Below are 13,437 nucleotides of genomic sequence, written 5' to 3'. Positions count from 1 at the left end.
AAAGGTTTGAAAATTAATTTTCTCACTTGTTACAAAACCCCTCAACTAGAGTATAATAGTTAAGATTGGATATAAGGGCGGGTGGCGGAATTGGTAGACGCACCACACTCAAAATGTGGCGGCCTTACGGTCATAGGAGTTCGATTCTCCTCCTGCCCACTACCAAACAATGGATAGAGAGGGTTAAAAAGTTATGCGCCTAAAAAGATGGGAATCACCCCGTAAAGAAGGTAGGAATGAGAAAGGTAGAGGCGGTTCTGCGAGGAAGCGGCAACTCAAAAAGCAAAGGCAAATGTTACGGCAAAGACTCAAGGAAAGTAACAAACCAGACAACAACAAAAACAATAAAGCAGGGAAAGATAAACTTATCTTTCCCTTATTTTTTTGGCTTTTATTTCATAAAAAAATAAATTTTAGGGATTTTTCAATACATAGGGTAAATTAGATTTTTCATAAATTGGGAAAATCATAAGAAAAAACTATTAGCCTATTATTCAAAATATACTAATTTGAATTGAACCTCTTAAGCGGATACTTACGTATCAAAATCATCAAACCAAATACAACATTTCATTAATTCATAGCGAATTCTCTGCGTGCCTCTGCGCCCCTACCCTCCGGGAAGGCGAAGCGCCTATGCGTTTAAATTTCAACCCTACATTCGCCACGATTTTACGCAAAGCTGTACTAATACCATTTCTTTGTAAAGCTGCGCCAAACCCTTTTAACTTCTTTCTTTCTTTCATTTCTTTCTTCGTGTCCAACTCTTGGAGACGCGTTCGCGTTCGCGTCCAACTCTTGGAGACGCTGCGCGTAGCTTGTCCTCCGCAGGAGTACGCGGTTCGTTTTTCTTTCTTGTACTGAAATATGGTTTAGCGCATCTTCATACAGAATTGGTATAACTGTCTAGTATTTTGCTTCCCCATCTAATTTTTATTTATATGTAGCAAATATCATGCAAATAAACACATATTTATAAGGAATGTATCGCAATTGTAATGCTTAGATGAACAAATCAAAAATTAATTATGAAGGAAGTATGAATTTTACCAAGCAGTGTCTGAAATCCCTTGGTGAAAACGTAAACTAGGACACAACAGCAAATAATTCTAGTATTACCGATAAAGCCAAAAGTATACTAAGAAGGCAATTGCATCTCCATGTGTTAACTTCCAACGATGACACAAGCCTACAAAAAGTCAGGAGTCATCTAATCTGAATTATTCAATATTCGGAATGGTCTAGGTAATCTATGGATTTTTTTCTTGGACACAGGAGTTATTGATGGTGGCGAGAGTGCTTCTACCTACTAAAAAAGTGCTTGATTTTCCTATTACTGCTTTACGCTTTGACGACCAAGTACAAACAATACTTAAGTGGTCGAGTCGGGGTGAGAGTAAAAGTGTATACGTAGCAAATGTACACATGCTCATTGAAGCTCATTGGAATCCAGAGTTTGCCACAGTATTACGAAATGCAGATATAGTTACTCCTGATGGTATGCCTCTGGTATGGATGATGCGAAAAATGGGAGCTATTTACCAAGACCGTGTGGCAGGAATGGATATTTTCCTAGCATTGTGTCAGCTAACTCAAACACAAAATCTGAGTATTTTCTTTCTAGGTTCTCAAACAGAAATTCTTTCTAGGATGCGAAAAAGGTTAGAGCAGGAATTTCCCCAAATGAAGATTTCGGCGATGGAACCTCTACCTTTTCGTCCTCTGAGTGAAACTGAAGACGAAGCTTTGATTCAAAAGATTAACTCTAGTGGTGCTAGCGCCGTCTTAGTATCTCTGGGATGTCCTAAACAAGAAAATTGGATAGCTCAACATAAGGGTAAAATACAAGCTGTAATGATTGGACTGGGCGGAGTTTTCCCCGTTTATGCAGGAATTCACAAGCGGGCACCCCGCATAGTTCGAGACTTAGGACTTGAATGGCTGTATCGATGGATTCAAGAACCGCGCCGACTTTGTGGCCGCTATGCTAAGACTATTCCACTATTTATCTGGCTGGCTACGAAGCAACTACTATCATCAAGTCGAATTGCAGCCGTCTTTCTTCACGAGACTGGCGATTAACAGCTTCTGGAACCATATTTGCGACATTAAGGAAATGTCGGGCATGAAACAGTTAAAATATTCATCCGCTTTTTCGTACAGAATACCCAACTGAATTCTGACGACTGGCGCCAATATTGCTGTTCGATAAATCCTGCTTGAAATTGAGTTAGAGCTATAGCTCTAGCGATGATTAATGATAACGTCATAGTATATATCTTCGTCAATAGCTCCTTTAGCGATACTGGTAGCATACGTAAAAAACTAATTAAATTTCATCAAAAATTAGCTGTAGTGTTGCCGATTGTAGGAAAACTGGCTATAGAACAGTAAAACTACTGTAAATCAGGGTGTAATTGCTTTGCATGATCTACTAGTTGGTTCTTTCCTTCCACTATTCAGAGACTTAACTGCATGAAAGTGCTGTTGATACATAACCATTATCGACTTGCAGGCGGTGAGGATGGAGTAGTGAAAGCTGAACAATCCTTACTGAAAGCAAATGGTCATCAGGTATCTTTACTGGAAGTCAGTAATCTTGACATTAAAAATACCTGGGATAAAGTTGCAACTGCTATTAGTGCAATTTACTCATATTCAGCAAAACAACAAGTTCGCATCAAAATTTCCCAACTCCGCCCTGATGTCGTGCATGTACATAACTTTTTTCCCCTACTCTCTCCTTCGATATATGATGCTTGTCGAGAGCATAGGCTAAGTATTGTTCAAACTCTTCACAACTATCGGCTTGCTTGTCCCAAAGCAATGCCTTTTCGAGATGCAAAGGTTTGTGTGGATTGCTTTGGACAAACAGTGCCGTGGTCTAGTGTTGTACATGGCTGCTACCGCAACTCACGTCTCCAAAGCTCGGTGATAGCAGCAATGAACAGCTGGCATCGGTTGCGAGGTACTTGGCAAGAACAGGTAGATGCTTATATTGTCTTTACCCAATTTCAAAAAGACAAAATGTTACAGGCTGGACTACCCGAAGAAAAGTTGTACATCAAACCTAATTTTGTGTTTGCTCCAGACTCTCGAAACCAAAATGGTGAACATAGTGACTACTTACTTTTTGTTGGTAGATTGTCTGAAGAAAAGGGAGTTTCTGTTTTAATTGATGCATATATACAGAAGAAATTATCCACACCACTAAAAATTGTCGGTGATGGTCCTTGCGGTCAAAAGTTGCAGCAACAGATTAAAAATACCAGTTCCGAAAATTTCATCGAATTTTTAGGCTTTCAGGATAAGCCAACAGTGTTGGCACTAATGCAGAATGCCCAGTTTTTAGTATTTCCTTCCATTTGGTACGAAGGTTTTCCCTTAACTATCGCTGAAGCTTTTGCCTGCGGTCTACCTGTACTGGTGTCCAAATTAGGTAGCATGGTAGAAATTGTCGAGAATGGAGTAACTGGTTTACATTTTGAAGCCGGCAATCATAGGGATATGGCAGCCAAAATTGAATGGGCAACCACTCATCCTGAAGCTATGAGAACTATGGGGAAAAATGCTCGGCAGGTTTATGAGACTAAATATGCTCCTGAAGTTAATTATCGGCAGTTGATGGCAATTTACCAACAAGTCATCAATCAGAAGAAATAGTGTGTTCTTAGTAAAGGAATTGCGATCGCACAATTAATTTTGTCCCTTAACCCGGATTTCATCACTATCGGATAAATTAACATGAGTTCGACGATAGAGCCAAACGTTGATTCAAGAGTTCACCCCAAAGTGATCAAAGAGTCTAAGTGCAAGGATTTCGACCAATCAACGTCCTGTTGTAAAAACCCATTATCTGAAATCAACTATTAAAGTACTTGACATTAACCCACGACTAAGTGCTATATTAACTAGAGTAAAGTCGTTGGGGCGTCGCCAAGTGGTAAGGCAGCGGGTTTTGGTCTCGCCATCCCTGGGTTCGAATCCTAGCGCCCCAGTAAATCTAAAGACAGGCATAACAGCCTGTCTTTTAGAGTATTTAATTACATTTTCAAGATGCGTCTCAATGCATCTAATTTTTTTCTAACCCTTACTTGTCAGGCGATTTGAGAGCTTGATCCAGAGTCTGCCGAGCCTGTTCTGCTTTAGCTCGCGCTTCCTGGTAGCGCACATTAGCTTGGGCAAAATTTTTGAGAACTTTAAAACCTTCCTTGAGTCGAGTAATTTCCTCTTCTGTCACCGACTCGTCGGTGAACAGAACATCAACCGCTTTGCGGATTTCCAACGCTTCAGCTCGTGACTCCTGAACTTTCAGCTTGAGCGTGGCCAGGTTACTTAGAACCTGGACAGCTTGTGTAATGGTATCCTCACCGCTAGCAGGATCAATAATTGACTCTTTAACCTCAATTAATTGTTGAGGGCCAAATCCTTCTTCCAGTTCCGTGGGTAGCTTACCTGCATCCATCAGTTCCATCAGCTGATCCATTGCTTTATCGCGGGCTTTAGCTGAATCTTTTCCAGAAACAGTAAGGATAATTTCTGGGCTTTGAGCGAGAGTGTACTGAACCATATTTGAGCAGAAAATTTGCTGGTTAACCAAGCTGAAGCAAATGATTATAACATGTTGCGCGTCAGGTTATTTGTTGGTTTATCGCAAATTATAGCGGTTCTCGCTTGAGTGAAGTACAAGAACCCCACCCCCAACCCCTAAGAGCAAGCGAGGAGGGGAGTATGATGTACCTGATGTGATTAGGAAACGCCATAAAGGGTTTAAGACCGAACGTCAACATGTCGCAGAGAAGGGGTTAGGCTCCGACTCCGCTCAGTTACCCTGCGGGAAGGAAGCTACAGTGGGAGTTTAAAATAAGAGTCTGAAACTCTCTTCTCTACCTGACTTTTCACGTTATGTGGAAAAGTCCACGAAAACCTAACCCCCTAACCCCCTTCCCGACACGGGAAGGGGGAAAATTCAAAGTCTCTCTCCTAAAAGGAGAGAGACTTTGAAGTGAGGTTTTTCAGATACCGTGAAAAGTCAGCTTCTCTACGAGACGCTGCGCGAACAATTTTGAATTTTGAATTTTGAATTTTGAATTGTTACCCCTACCTCTGCCAAGCCACTCAAAATAAAACTTTATACTTAAGAAAAGGGAAATAAGTTTCAACAGGAGAGGAGAGCAATGGCTCCCAGTCCCACCATCATGCAAGCTGTGGAACAACTGGGCTACCGTGTCACCGTTGGTGATGTGGCAACTCAGGCAGGATTGAACGTTGCTGAAGCTAATCAAAGCTTGTTAGCCCTGGCATCTGATGCTGGGGGACATTTGCAGGTAGCGGATTCAGGTGATATAGTTTACCTTTTTCCACAAAATTTTCGAGCAGTTTTGCGTAATAAATACTTAAAGTTACGATTGCAGGAATGGTGGAAAAAGGTCTGGAATGTTCTGTTTTACCTGATTCGCATTTCTTTTGGAGTTTTCTTAACTGTTTCCATTGTCCTGATAACTATTACCATCTACATTATCATTACCTCTACCAATTCAGACCGGAACGGCAACAATCGGGGCAGTAATTTCGGTGGTGGCGGGTTCTTCTATTTTCCAAATTTATTCTGGTATCTTAGCCCAAATTATGATACCCGCAACCAGGAACGGCGACGTGAAAGGCACCAAGAAAGCAATCTGAATTTCTTTGAAGCTGTCTTTTCGTTTTTGTTTGGCGATGGTAATCCTAACGCCAATTTAGAAGAACGTCGCTGGCAAGAAATTGCTACGGTGATTCGCAGTAACCGTGGCGCAGTGGTAGCGGAACAAATTACCCCATATTTGGATGACATTGGGGAGGGATATACAAGAGAGTACGAAGATTATATGCTGCCCGTTCTGACGCGATTTAATGGGCAACCGGGGGTAAGTCCAGAAGGGCAAATTGTTTATTATTTCCCAGAGTTGCAGGTGAGTGCAACCAAAAAGCGCCGTCATGCAATATCAGATCACTTGGAGGAATTTCCCTGGCGTTTTAGTGCCGCAAGTTCCGGGCAAATCATGCTGAGTGCTGGATTAGGTGTACTAAATTTTGTTGGTGCTTTAGTACTGGGAAGTTTGTTGAGAGATGGCACAGTTGCCGCCCAATTAGGTGGACTGGTAGCTTTTGTGCAAGGAATTTATTGGCTGCTATTGGCTTACGGAGCAGGTTTCTTAGCCATACCGTTGTTGCGTTATTTTTGGATTCGGTGGCGTAATCGCAAAATTGTTGATCGCAACCGCGATCGCATTTCCAGAGCAAGGCTACTGGTAAGTCCTGATGCACCTTTGCAACAAAAAATCGACTATGCTCAACAATTTGCAACAGAAAAAGTCATTGGCAACGAAGATTTAGTGTATTCTAGCGAAACTGACTTACTCGACCAGGAAGTTGAGCGTTCTGCACAAACTGACGCTGAATGGCAACGGCGGTTAGACCAGTCATAAGTAATTCGCTCAGTCAAAATTTAGAATAATCAGAAGGGAACAAAAATGGGCGGGCATCTTGCCCACCCAACTGAGTCTTTCAGGAAGTGCGATCGCTTGAGCGTACTAATTCAATTCCGATTTTTCTCAAAAGCTCGGCGTCTGCGCCCATTTTCAAACAGAGGTTTTCGCAACGGTACTACCTCAGCTTCACTACTTTCGCGTGCTACCCGAATCAGCAACCCAGCAGCTATTAAACTGGCAATCATCGAATTACCACCATAACTAAACATGGGCAAAGGTAAGCCAGTAGTCGGTAGAGAACCTGTAGCAACACCGATGTGGAGCAATGATTGTCCTACCATCAAAATTGTCACACCGATCGCTACCAATCGATGTACTATATTTTTAGCCTTCAGCGCCACGATTAATCCGAGAGTAGCGAATGTAGCTAAAAGTGCCAATAACACCATACTGCCAACAAAGCCAAACTCTTCAGCGAACACGGCAAAAATAAAATCCGTGTCCTGAATTGGTAAATAAAACAGCTTTTGTTGAGAAAGCCCATATCCAGCTCCCCAAGTTCTACCAGAACCCACGGCTAGTAGACTTTGCACCAACTGGTAGCCATCTCCTGTAGCATCCGCCCACGGATTCAGGAATGACATCACCCGCTTACGCTGATATTCTTTAATACTAATACTGAGTATAGCCAACATCACTCCACCAATTGCTGTTCCTCCCAAGTACTTGTAAGGTAAGCCAGCAGCGAGAGCAATTAGCCAGATAGTCATGCCGCAAAGTGCTGTTGTACTCAAGTTAGGCTGGGCAAGAATTCCTAAAAGTACCAGACCGAAAATACCCAACCAAGACAAGCGAACCCGCCAACTGATTCGTTCCCACTGACCAAAAAGCCGCGCACTTTGCAGCACCAAAAAGGGTTTAATTAATTCTGAAGGTTGAATCGGAATTGGCCCGATCGCAATCCAACGCGCTGCATCAAAAGCCTTTTTTCCGAATCCTGGGATCAGTGTGACAAAAATTAACGCCAAAAACAGCAACAAAAACCAATGGGATAGTCCCAAAATTTTCTGCAACGGCAAATTAACAATAATATTGAATCCGATTAAGGAAACTAACACCCAAAGCAGTTGACGCTTAAAGTAGTACAACCCATCATGTTGACGGGCGTCAGCCACGGGATAGGATGCTGAAAATAGCATTATCAAGCCGGCGAACAGCCAAATCAATGTTAACCAGCGCAACAACCGCGCTTCTAATGCCCAGTTGGAGGCAGAAATATCAAAAATTGGAATCAGGCGGCGTAGATTCACGATCAGTACAGGTAAAAAGTTAGGAATTAGGAGTTAGAAATAAAACTCATAAATCATAACTTATAACTCATAAGTAGGCTTTGCAACCATAAATCTGAGAGTTGTTAACTTTCAAGACACCGCTCGATCAATATTTCTGACAAATTGTGTTGGCCATGCCCGCCGTACCCTTTGGGATCTTGCTACGCGTAGCGTCTCGTAGAGAAGGCATTGCTACCAGGGCTTATTAAGTAGTATTTTATACTTTACAAAGCTCCTTTAAGGGACTGACAACAAATAAATTATCCAATCTTGTGGAGTGGGCATCTTGCCCGCCTTGGACTACGGGATCTCGTGTCGCCCACCCCACAAGAAATAGTTGAGTATTTTTTTATTTGTCAGTCCCTAACAGCGATCAATTTAAACTTGACAAACTACTACATCTATGGATTAGAAAGCAGTAATAAATCAGCAGACCAGCTATATTTAGAGATTTTACGCTGAATTCCGTTAAAAAATTGGACACGGGCATCCATAGCTTCTGTAATAGCCAGCTTTACCTTGATATCGTCCTCAATATTGGTGATTCGAGGTTCAATCACTGCTGCTAGCTTCGCTGCATGACTATCATCCACATCAATATGGACTTCAAAAAATATCAGGGATTCTTTGGGTAAGGGAGCAGCACCGACAATTCCTTTGTATAGTTGCGTATACAGTGAGCTAACAATCCCTTCGGAAGCATAACAGACGGCACCCAATGCAGCTAAATAGCCATACTTATGTGGCATCCGCAAGTAGGTTTCAATAAGGGCAAGAGTTTCAGGTGCAGTAGGTAGTGCTGTCAGAGTTTCGTCATCGATACCTAGTGCGCGGGTAAATTGACGAAACAATTCTGGATGGGACTGACTTATATCTCCCTGTCCCATTTCGTCAAATAGGTTTTCCAAGATGACTAACTGACTACTTTCATCTTGGCAGCAAGACAAAATGCTAGCCAAGATACGATTAAATTCTTTGGAGAATTTGTACATCTGAACAGCTAGTATCTGGACATCGGGTAAAAATAAATTTCCAGTCCGACATCGAGTTAAGAACTCATGATTCCATAGAGGATGATTAACTGTTATTTCACGGAAGGAATTTCTAACTAAAAAAGATGTCTGTGTCATCGTGATATTTGTAGGGCTAAATGGAGGGGTTGGTCAAGTAAGGGGCTAAAAAATGATTCATCTATTGCGATATGTTCTGGAGTCACACGCAATTCTTGTAGGATTGGCATGGTATTAAAGCCAGCCATTTTCAGAGCATTAAAGTAATCCTCAAGAGTTTTGTGAATCAATTGGACATTTAGCCAAGAACCATCTCGTTTCCAAATACGACCAGGAAACTGCTGATCTCGCTTGCTGAAGTAGCCTGCACCCTCGACTTGAAAATAAAACGGATATGCTGCCTCCCGCATATACGGGAAAGATGGATGGGGAACGCTGAATACAAATCGACCGCCCGGACGAAGAATACGTACAACTTCTGCCATGCATTCTTGGGTCTGAGCAATTGTCAAATAGTTAAATAGAAATACTGCAACAACTAGGTCAATTTCACCATCCTCAAACTGCTTGAGATTGGTAGCACATCCTACTTCATAGCTAATACCCATCGCATCTTCTACTTCTTGCAAATTTGCTGCTGCAATCATGCCTTGGGAAAGGTCTATTCCATGCACCCATGCAGCACCACGTCGGCTTAATTCTCGGCTGCAATAACCTTCTCCACAACCTATATCAAGTACTCGCAACCCAGCAACAGGCTCACAAAGCTCTAGTACAAAAGGGCGTGCTGTAAAGTCTGAGAGGGAAGTAGGTTCTCCTCTAATCCATTCTGATGCTGTGCGATTATATAAGTTTTTAGTCGAGTTTTTGTGATTCACACTTGATATCATTCAGTATTTATTTATATTTAGCTTACGCTAATTCAATTTAGTCCGATCAGAACTATTATCATCTTGTTCGTTTCTTCAAAAAAAAACCGCTAAATATAATTGAGCTTTATATTTTTTTTGTAGTTACTTAGTCAATCGCTACTTCAGGCATAGCTAGTTCGATTCTTCAGCTATAACTTTATATATGCTTTACTAATAAAGTTCAAATTAACTTTTTTAATCAAGATAAGTAAGTGAAATAAAACAGTATATTTTACGAAGTATAAAGAGAATAATTTTGTTAATTTGTAATAGCCAGATTCGTTTTCAAAACGAAATGGCTTTGGATACATGAGTTATTTAGCCAATTTAGAATAACGTTGGAAGAAATGATGTTAGAAGAACTGTTAGCAGGATCACCAGTGCGCGATCGCCTACAATATGAGCGTGCGATGTCTACGACGGGCGACGCCTACGCATTTTCTGAGCTTGGCGATCGGCTCTTTGATGAGCTTGCTGATAAAATTGCTACGGGACGACAGTACAGACTACTGTTTGAACACAGATTAAAGCCTGAATTATTCCAGCAAATCCGAGTTGCTGCTGCGGGTTATATTGCAGCATGTCTGAATAGTCCGATCATTCTCTCAGAAGCTGAAATGCTTCAACGACTACTGGAAGCAAGAAATACTTTGCCGAACTACACTGGCACTGGTCTTTTGATGCCCAAGCGAGAACACACTCTCGCATTTAACCTCTTTCAAAAGAGCGTCGCTGAGGCTTTCTACCAACTAGGAGCAAATGACCTGATTGATGCAGTGGATTTACCAGTAAATCTCCGCATGGTCTACGGTAACACTGACGCAAAGAAGTTGCATTTGCCCTTCGCTAGCTCAAAATGTCATAGCGATGTCTGGGCAGGTGTTGCTGCTGATGCAACTGTAGTGGTTCTGCCATTATTTGGCGACATCGATAATATAACCATCGAAGCAGGTGAAATGCCCCGCGAAATGGAACTACAAGCTATGCGGGTGATGTCAGACTTTGATGAAGGTGGGGATATTCCAATGGTTGTCTCCTACACGGAAGCACAACTACAACACGGCACAATGTACTTTAATGATGCCCGTGGATTGCATCAAACAGTAAGAAGGAAAACTGAAGGTCTGAGAATTTCAGTAGATTTCCGGTTCCGCAGGAAATTCAATGAAGCTTACCGGGCAATGGTAGCGCCTAATATTGGTGGTGTTGAAGAAGATATGAGTGTGCCCTATGAAGACTGGCTGAAAGTTGGTAAGGAAACGCTGATTGTGTTTGATGAAACTTCTGAACAAGCAAGAAAAAAACAGAATTCTGGCGCTCCAGTTCCGCTATATACTCGCGGGTATCGCCTTGTAGAAATGTTTAACTTTTAACTTTCAGAAATATAAGCAACAAAAACAAAGAGGTCTAATACAGACCTCTTTATCAATGTTTATCGCCTATAGACCTAGATTCGTAAATTTTGGGATTTAGTTGCTCAAAGTATTCTTTTCTATAAAAACTTTTTTGAGCCATTTGATTGTGTAAGTGCGTTATCGGCATTTCTACAAAAATAACTTTAACTTTTGCCTGTGAAGCTAGCTTAATAAAATCTTCTAAATACGTTTTTGAAGGCTCAAATCTCCAGTATTTTAGATTCCTGTATAATTCTTCATAACGACCTTCTTCTGATTTAATTAGCTGAGTAATTGCTTCCTTACGCACAATATTACGGAAATCCTCAAAGCCACCTGCATTGTTATTTATTCGAGACGCTTTGCTAAATCCCAGCAGTAGTAACAACCCCTCTATCTTCCATGTTCCGTAAAAAAAGTAGCTGCTTAAGAGGAGAAAGTAGTTTCGCCATTTATTAGGCAGTAACCAGTACGTGCCAAAAATGATAATCAAGAAGATGGCATATGTAAAACTATTAAATAACATATAACTTTACAAAAGGGAGCTTACGGGTATTGTTGTACCAGTATTGCAGGCAATAAACCGATTGCTGTGGATTTAGTACGAATGCATAAGGCATACCTGAGGCTCAAGGCAGTTGGGCGCTACCTTCTCAGTCAATTGCCTATTTTGCAATTATATGCTCGTGAATATAATAACAACTTCTAGCAGATAGACGATTGCTTTTCAATAGTAGTATCAATTCTCAACAAAAAAGAGGTCTTTGCTGACCTCTTACCAATTCCCTAAAAGAATGTTGTATTTACAGAATTACGACAAGCCAGTATTAGCGCCTTGCTTACCAGTTACTAGCTGTACCTTGATGATTTTGCCGCCTGCTTTTTGAATGCGTTGCTGTTCGCGGAACCAGTTCTCATAGGGAACTAGCTTAGTGAAATAAGTATTTTGCAGTTCGCGTTGGGTACGAATTCGGGTTTGGCTGGGAACTAGAGCAGTAATTTTAAACAAACGGGACATATTCTGAAAATCTCCTGTATACTTTGTGAAAACTTTTTTTATCTCAAAATCTTGAGTGCAAATCTTTTAATCATTCCAAGGCTGGAAATCAAACATCAATACTAGACCACCAACACTCATCAATGATAATTTACCAAGATAAGCAATATAACGTTCTAGCACTCACGACTGATTTCCAGACCTTAATAAAGCCGCACCTAAATTCTTAAGCGCAAACTAGCTCTTAGCTTAAGCCAGAAGAGATATAGTCTAAGTAAACACCGACTTCCTTACCAGCATCAGAACCTACCAAGCTGGCGGCTACTTCCTTGATTGCTTGGATAGCTTGCACGGTAGCACCGACGGGAACGCCTAAAGAGTTGTAGGTTTCCTTCAAGCCATTTAGCACACGCTCATCTAGGATGGAAGGATCTCCAGCCAACAAAGCGTAGGTAGCGTAGCGGAGGTAGTAGTCTAAATCACGGATACAAGCAGCATAGCGGCGGGTGGTGTACATATTGCCACCGGGACGGGTGATGTCAGAGTATAGCAAAGATTTTGCTACAGCTTCTTTGACGATCGCAGCAGCGTTAGCGCTGATGGTGCTAGCAGCACGTACCCGCAGTTCGCCTGTGGAGAAGTAAACTTTTAGCTTTTCTAAAGCAGCGCTGTCAAGGTATTTACCTTGAACGTCTGCGGAGTTAATGACAGCGGTAATTGCGTCTTGAGCCATGTTGTTAATTCCTTATTTCCAACCGTATTGCAATACTTCTGTTTCAGTAGGTAAACAGCTTTACCCTATCCTAGAAGGGCGCCAACTAGGTAGTCGAAGTAGCTACCAGCTTCACTAGCGTCATCACCAGAGAGCAGGCTAGCAGAGACATTCTTCAGCCCACGGATACCTTCAGCAACACCATCGATAGGAGTTCCCAAGGACTTGTACAGTTCACGGGCACCGATAACACCAATTTCTTCGATGGGGGTAACATCACCAGCAACGATACCGTAGGTAACGAGGCGGAGGTAGTAATCGAGGTCACGCAGACAAGTAGCGGTCAATTCTTGACCGTAAGCGTTCCCACCAGGAGACACAACATCAGGACGCTTTTGGAACAGTTGATCGCCAGCTTGTTTAACAAGCCGTTCACGATTTTCTGACAAAATTTGAGCAATCCGCACACGGCGCTCACCACTTGCAACGAAGGATTTGATCCGATCTAACTCACCAGGGCTGAGATAGCGGGCTTCTGCATCAGCATTCACGATAGCTTTCGTGACAATACTCATTAATGGATTCCTCCAATACGAATGAAACCAGGATTTG

The 13,437-nt window shown here is 41.9% G+C and carries 13 protein-coding genes and 2 tRNA genes; 6 read left to right on the top strand and 9 right to left on the bottom strand.

Annotation, left to right across the window (positions count from 1 at the left end; translation table 11 throughout):
• Positions 1-75: 75 nt before the first annotated feature.
• A tRNA-Leu gene (locus tag V7K27_RS15650) sits at positions 76-159 on the top strand.
• Positions 160-1,284: 1,125 nt separating this feature from the next.
• Entirely contained in the window at positions 1,285-2,082 is a 798-nt protein-coding gene (locus V7K27_RS15640) for a WecB/TagA/CpsF family glycosyltransferase (protein ID WP_334948685.1), read from the top strand.
• A 26-nt stretch (positions 2,083-2,108) separates the two neighbouring features.
• Here the strand turns inward: V7K27_RS15640 and V7K27_RS15635 are convergent, their stop codons facing one another.
• A complete protein-coding gene (locus V7K27_RS15635) occupies positions 2,109-2,270 on the bottom strand; it encodes a hypothetical protein (RefSeq protein ID WP_334948683.1) in 162 nt (53 codons plus the stop codon).
• A gap of 205 nt (positions 2,271-2,475) precedes the next feature.
• Here V7K27_RS15635 and V7K27_RS15630 point away from each other — a divergent pair, with 205 nt between their 5' ends.
• Entirely contained in the window at positions 2,476-3,663 is a 1,188-nt protein-coding gene (locus V7K27_RS15630; RefSeq protein ID WP_334948681.1) for a glycosyltransferase family 4 protein, read from the top strand.
• A gap of 263 nt (positions 3,664-3,926) precedes the next feature.
• Positions 3,927-3,998: transfer RNA gene (locus V7K27_RS15625), tRNA-Gln, on the top strand.
• 92 nt (positions 3,999-4,090) lie between these two features.
• Here V7K27_RS15625 and V7K27_RS15620 read toward each other — a convergent pair.
• Positions 4,091-4,570, bottom strand: a complete 480-nt coding sequence (locus tag V7K27_RS15620) for a hypothetical protein (RefSeq protein WP_334948679.1) — start codon at positions 4,568-4,570, stop codon at positions 4,091-4,093.
• Between the two features lie 607 nt (positions 4,571-5,177).
• On the opposite strand from V7K27_RS15620, the gene V7K27_RS15615 reads away from it, so the two are divergent.
• Positions 5,178-6,467: a hypothetical protein gene (locus tag V7K27_RS15615; RefSeq protein ID WP_334948677.1), complete on the top strand. Its 1,290-nt coding sequence runs from the start codon at positions 5,178-5,180 to the stop codon at positions 6,465-6,467.
• Positions 6,468-6,577: 110 nt separating this feature from the next.
• On the opposite strand, the gene V7K27_RS15610 is transcribed toward V7K27_RS15615, so the two are convergent.
• From V7K27_RS15610 to V7K27_RS15600, 3 genes are all read right to left on the bottom strand, one after another.
• The gene (locus tag V7K27_RS15610; RefSeq protein WP_334948675.1) at positions 6,578-7,780 is read right to left on the bottom strand and encodes an FtsW/RodA/SpoVE family cell cycle protein; all 1,203 of its coding nucleotides are present in this window, start codon (positions 7,778-7,780) and stop codon (positions 6,578-6,580) included.
• Between the two features lie 422 nt (positions 7,781-8,202).
• Positions 8,203-8,931 (bottom strand): TenA family transcriptional regulator, encoded by a 729-nt coding sequence (locus tag V7K27_RS15605; RefSeq protein WP_334948673.1) that lies wholly within the window; start codon positions 8,929-8,931, stop codon positions 8,203-8,205.
• The gene (locus tag V7K27_RS15600) at positions 8,928-9,689 is read right to left on the bottom strand and encodes a class I SAM-dependent methyltransferase (protein WP_334948671.1); all 762 of its coding nucleotides are present in this window, start codon (positions 9,687-9,689) and stop codon (positions 8,928-8,930) included. Before V7K27_RS15600 ends, V7K27_RS15605 begins: the two co-directional genes overlap by 4 nt.
• A 380-nt stretch (positions 9,690-10,069) precedes the next feature.
• On the opposite strand from V7K27_RS15600, the gene V7K27_RS15595 reads away from it, so the two are divergent.
• Positions 10,070-11,095: a hypothetical protein gene (locus V7K27_RS15595; protein WP_334948669.1), complete on the top strand. Its 1,026-nt coding sequence runs from the start codon at positions 10,070-10,072 to the stop codon at positions 11,093-11,095.
• A gap of 52 nt (positions 11,096-11,147) precedes the next feature.
• Here V7K27_RS15595 and V7K27_RS15590 read toward each other — a convergent pair whose 3' ends face one another.
• The 4 genes from V7K27_RS15590 to apcA all read right to left on the bottom strand — a co-directional run bounded on the left by V7K27_RS15590 (position 11,148) and on the right by apcA (position 13,400).
• A complete protein-coding gene (locus V7K27_RS15590; RefSeq protein WP_334948667.1) occupies positions 11,148-11,642 on the bottom strand; it encodes a hypothetical protein in 495 nt (164 codons plus the stop codon).
• 285 nt (positions 11,643-11,927) lie between these two features.
• Positions 11,928-12,134 carry a phycobilisome linker polypeptide gene (locus V7K27_RS15585; RefSeq protein WP_334826620.1) on the bottom strand — a complete coding sequence of 69 codons (207 nt, stop codon included), beginning with the start codon at positions 12,132-12,134 and terminating at the stop codon, positions 11,928-11,930.
• Between the two features lie 223 nt (positions 12,135-12,357).
• Positions 12,358-12,846: an allophycocyanin subunit beta gene (gene apcB / locus V7K27_RS15580; protein WP_334948665.1), complete on the bottom strand. Its 489-nt coding sequence runs from the start codon at positions 12,844-12,846 to the stop codon at positions 12,358-12,360.
• Between the two features lie 65 nt (positions 12,847-12,911).
• A complete protein-coding gene (gene apcA / locus V7K27_RS15575) occupies positions 12,912-13,400 on the bottom strand; it encodes an allophycocyanin subunit alpha (protein WP_292760851.1) in 489 nt (162 codons plus the stop codon).
• Positions 13,401-13,437: the final 37 nt, after the last annotated feature.

Source organism: Nostoc sp. (assembly GCF_036919575.1).
GTDB lineage: Bacteria > Cyanobacteriota > Cyanobacteriia > Cyanobacteriales > Nostocaceae > Nostoc.
Note: the sequence above shows the minus strand (reverse complement) of the source record. Positions and strands in the feature narration are given on the sequence as shown.

Bases quoted from the DNA above. Each gene is read 5' to 3' on its own strand.
- V7K27_RS15640 (WP_334948685.1), top strand. From the start codon at position 1,285: ATGGTGGCGAGAGTGCTTCTACCTACTAAAAAAGTGCTTGATTTTCCT.
- V7K27_RS15635 (WP_334948683.1), bottom strand. From the start codon at position 2,270: ATGACGTTATCATTAATCATCGCTAGAGCTATAGCTCTAACTCAATTT.
- V7K27_RS15630 (WP_334948681.1), top strand. From the start codon at position 2,476: ATGAAAGTGCTGTTGATACATAACCATTATCGACTTGCAGGCGGTGAG.
- V7K27_RS15620 (WP_334948679.1), bottom strand. From the start codon at position 4,570: ATGGTTCAGTACACTCTCGCTCAAAGCCCAGAAATTATCCTTACTGTT.
- V7K27_RS15615 (WP_334948677.1), top strand. From the start codon at position 5,178: ATGGCTCCCAGTCCCACCATCATGCAAGCTGTGGAACAACTGGGCTAC.
- V7K27_RS15605 (WP_334948673.1), bottom strand. From the start codon at position 8,931: ATGACACAGACATCTTTTTTAGTTAGAAATTCCTTCCGTGAAATAACA.
- V7K27_RS15595 (WP_334948669.1), top strand. From the start codon at position 10,070: ATGATGTTAGAAGAACTGTTAGCAGGATCACCAGTGCGCGATCGCCTA.
- V7K27_RS15590 (WP_334948667.1), bottom strand. From the start codon at position 11,642: ATGTTATTTAATAGTTTTACATATGCCATCTTCTTGATTATCATTTTT.
- V7K27_RS15585 (WP_334826620.1), bottom strand. From the start codon at position 12,134: ATGTCCCGTTTGTTTAAAATTACTGCTCTAGTTCCCAGCCAAACCCGA.
- apcB (WP_334948665.1), bottom strand. From the start codon at position 12,846: ATGGCTCAAGACGCAATTACCGCTGTCATTAACTCCGCAGACGTTCAA.
- apcA (WP_292760851.1), bottom strand. From the start codon at position 13,400: ATGAGTATTGTCACGAAAGCTATCGTGAATGCTGATGCAGAAGCCCGC.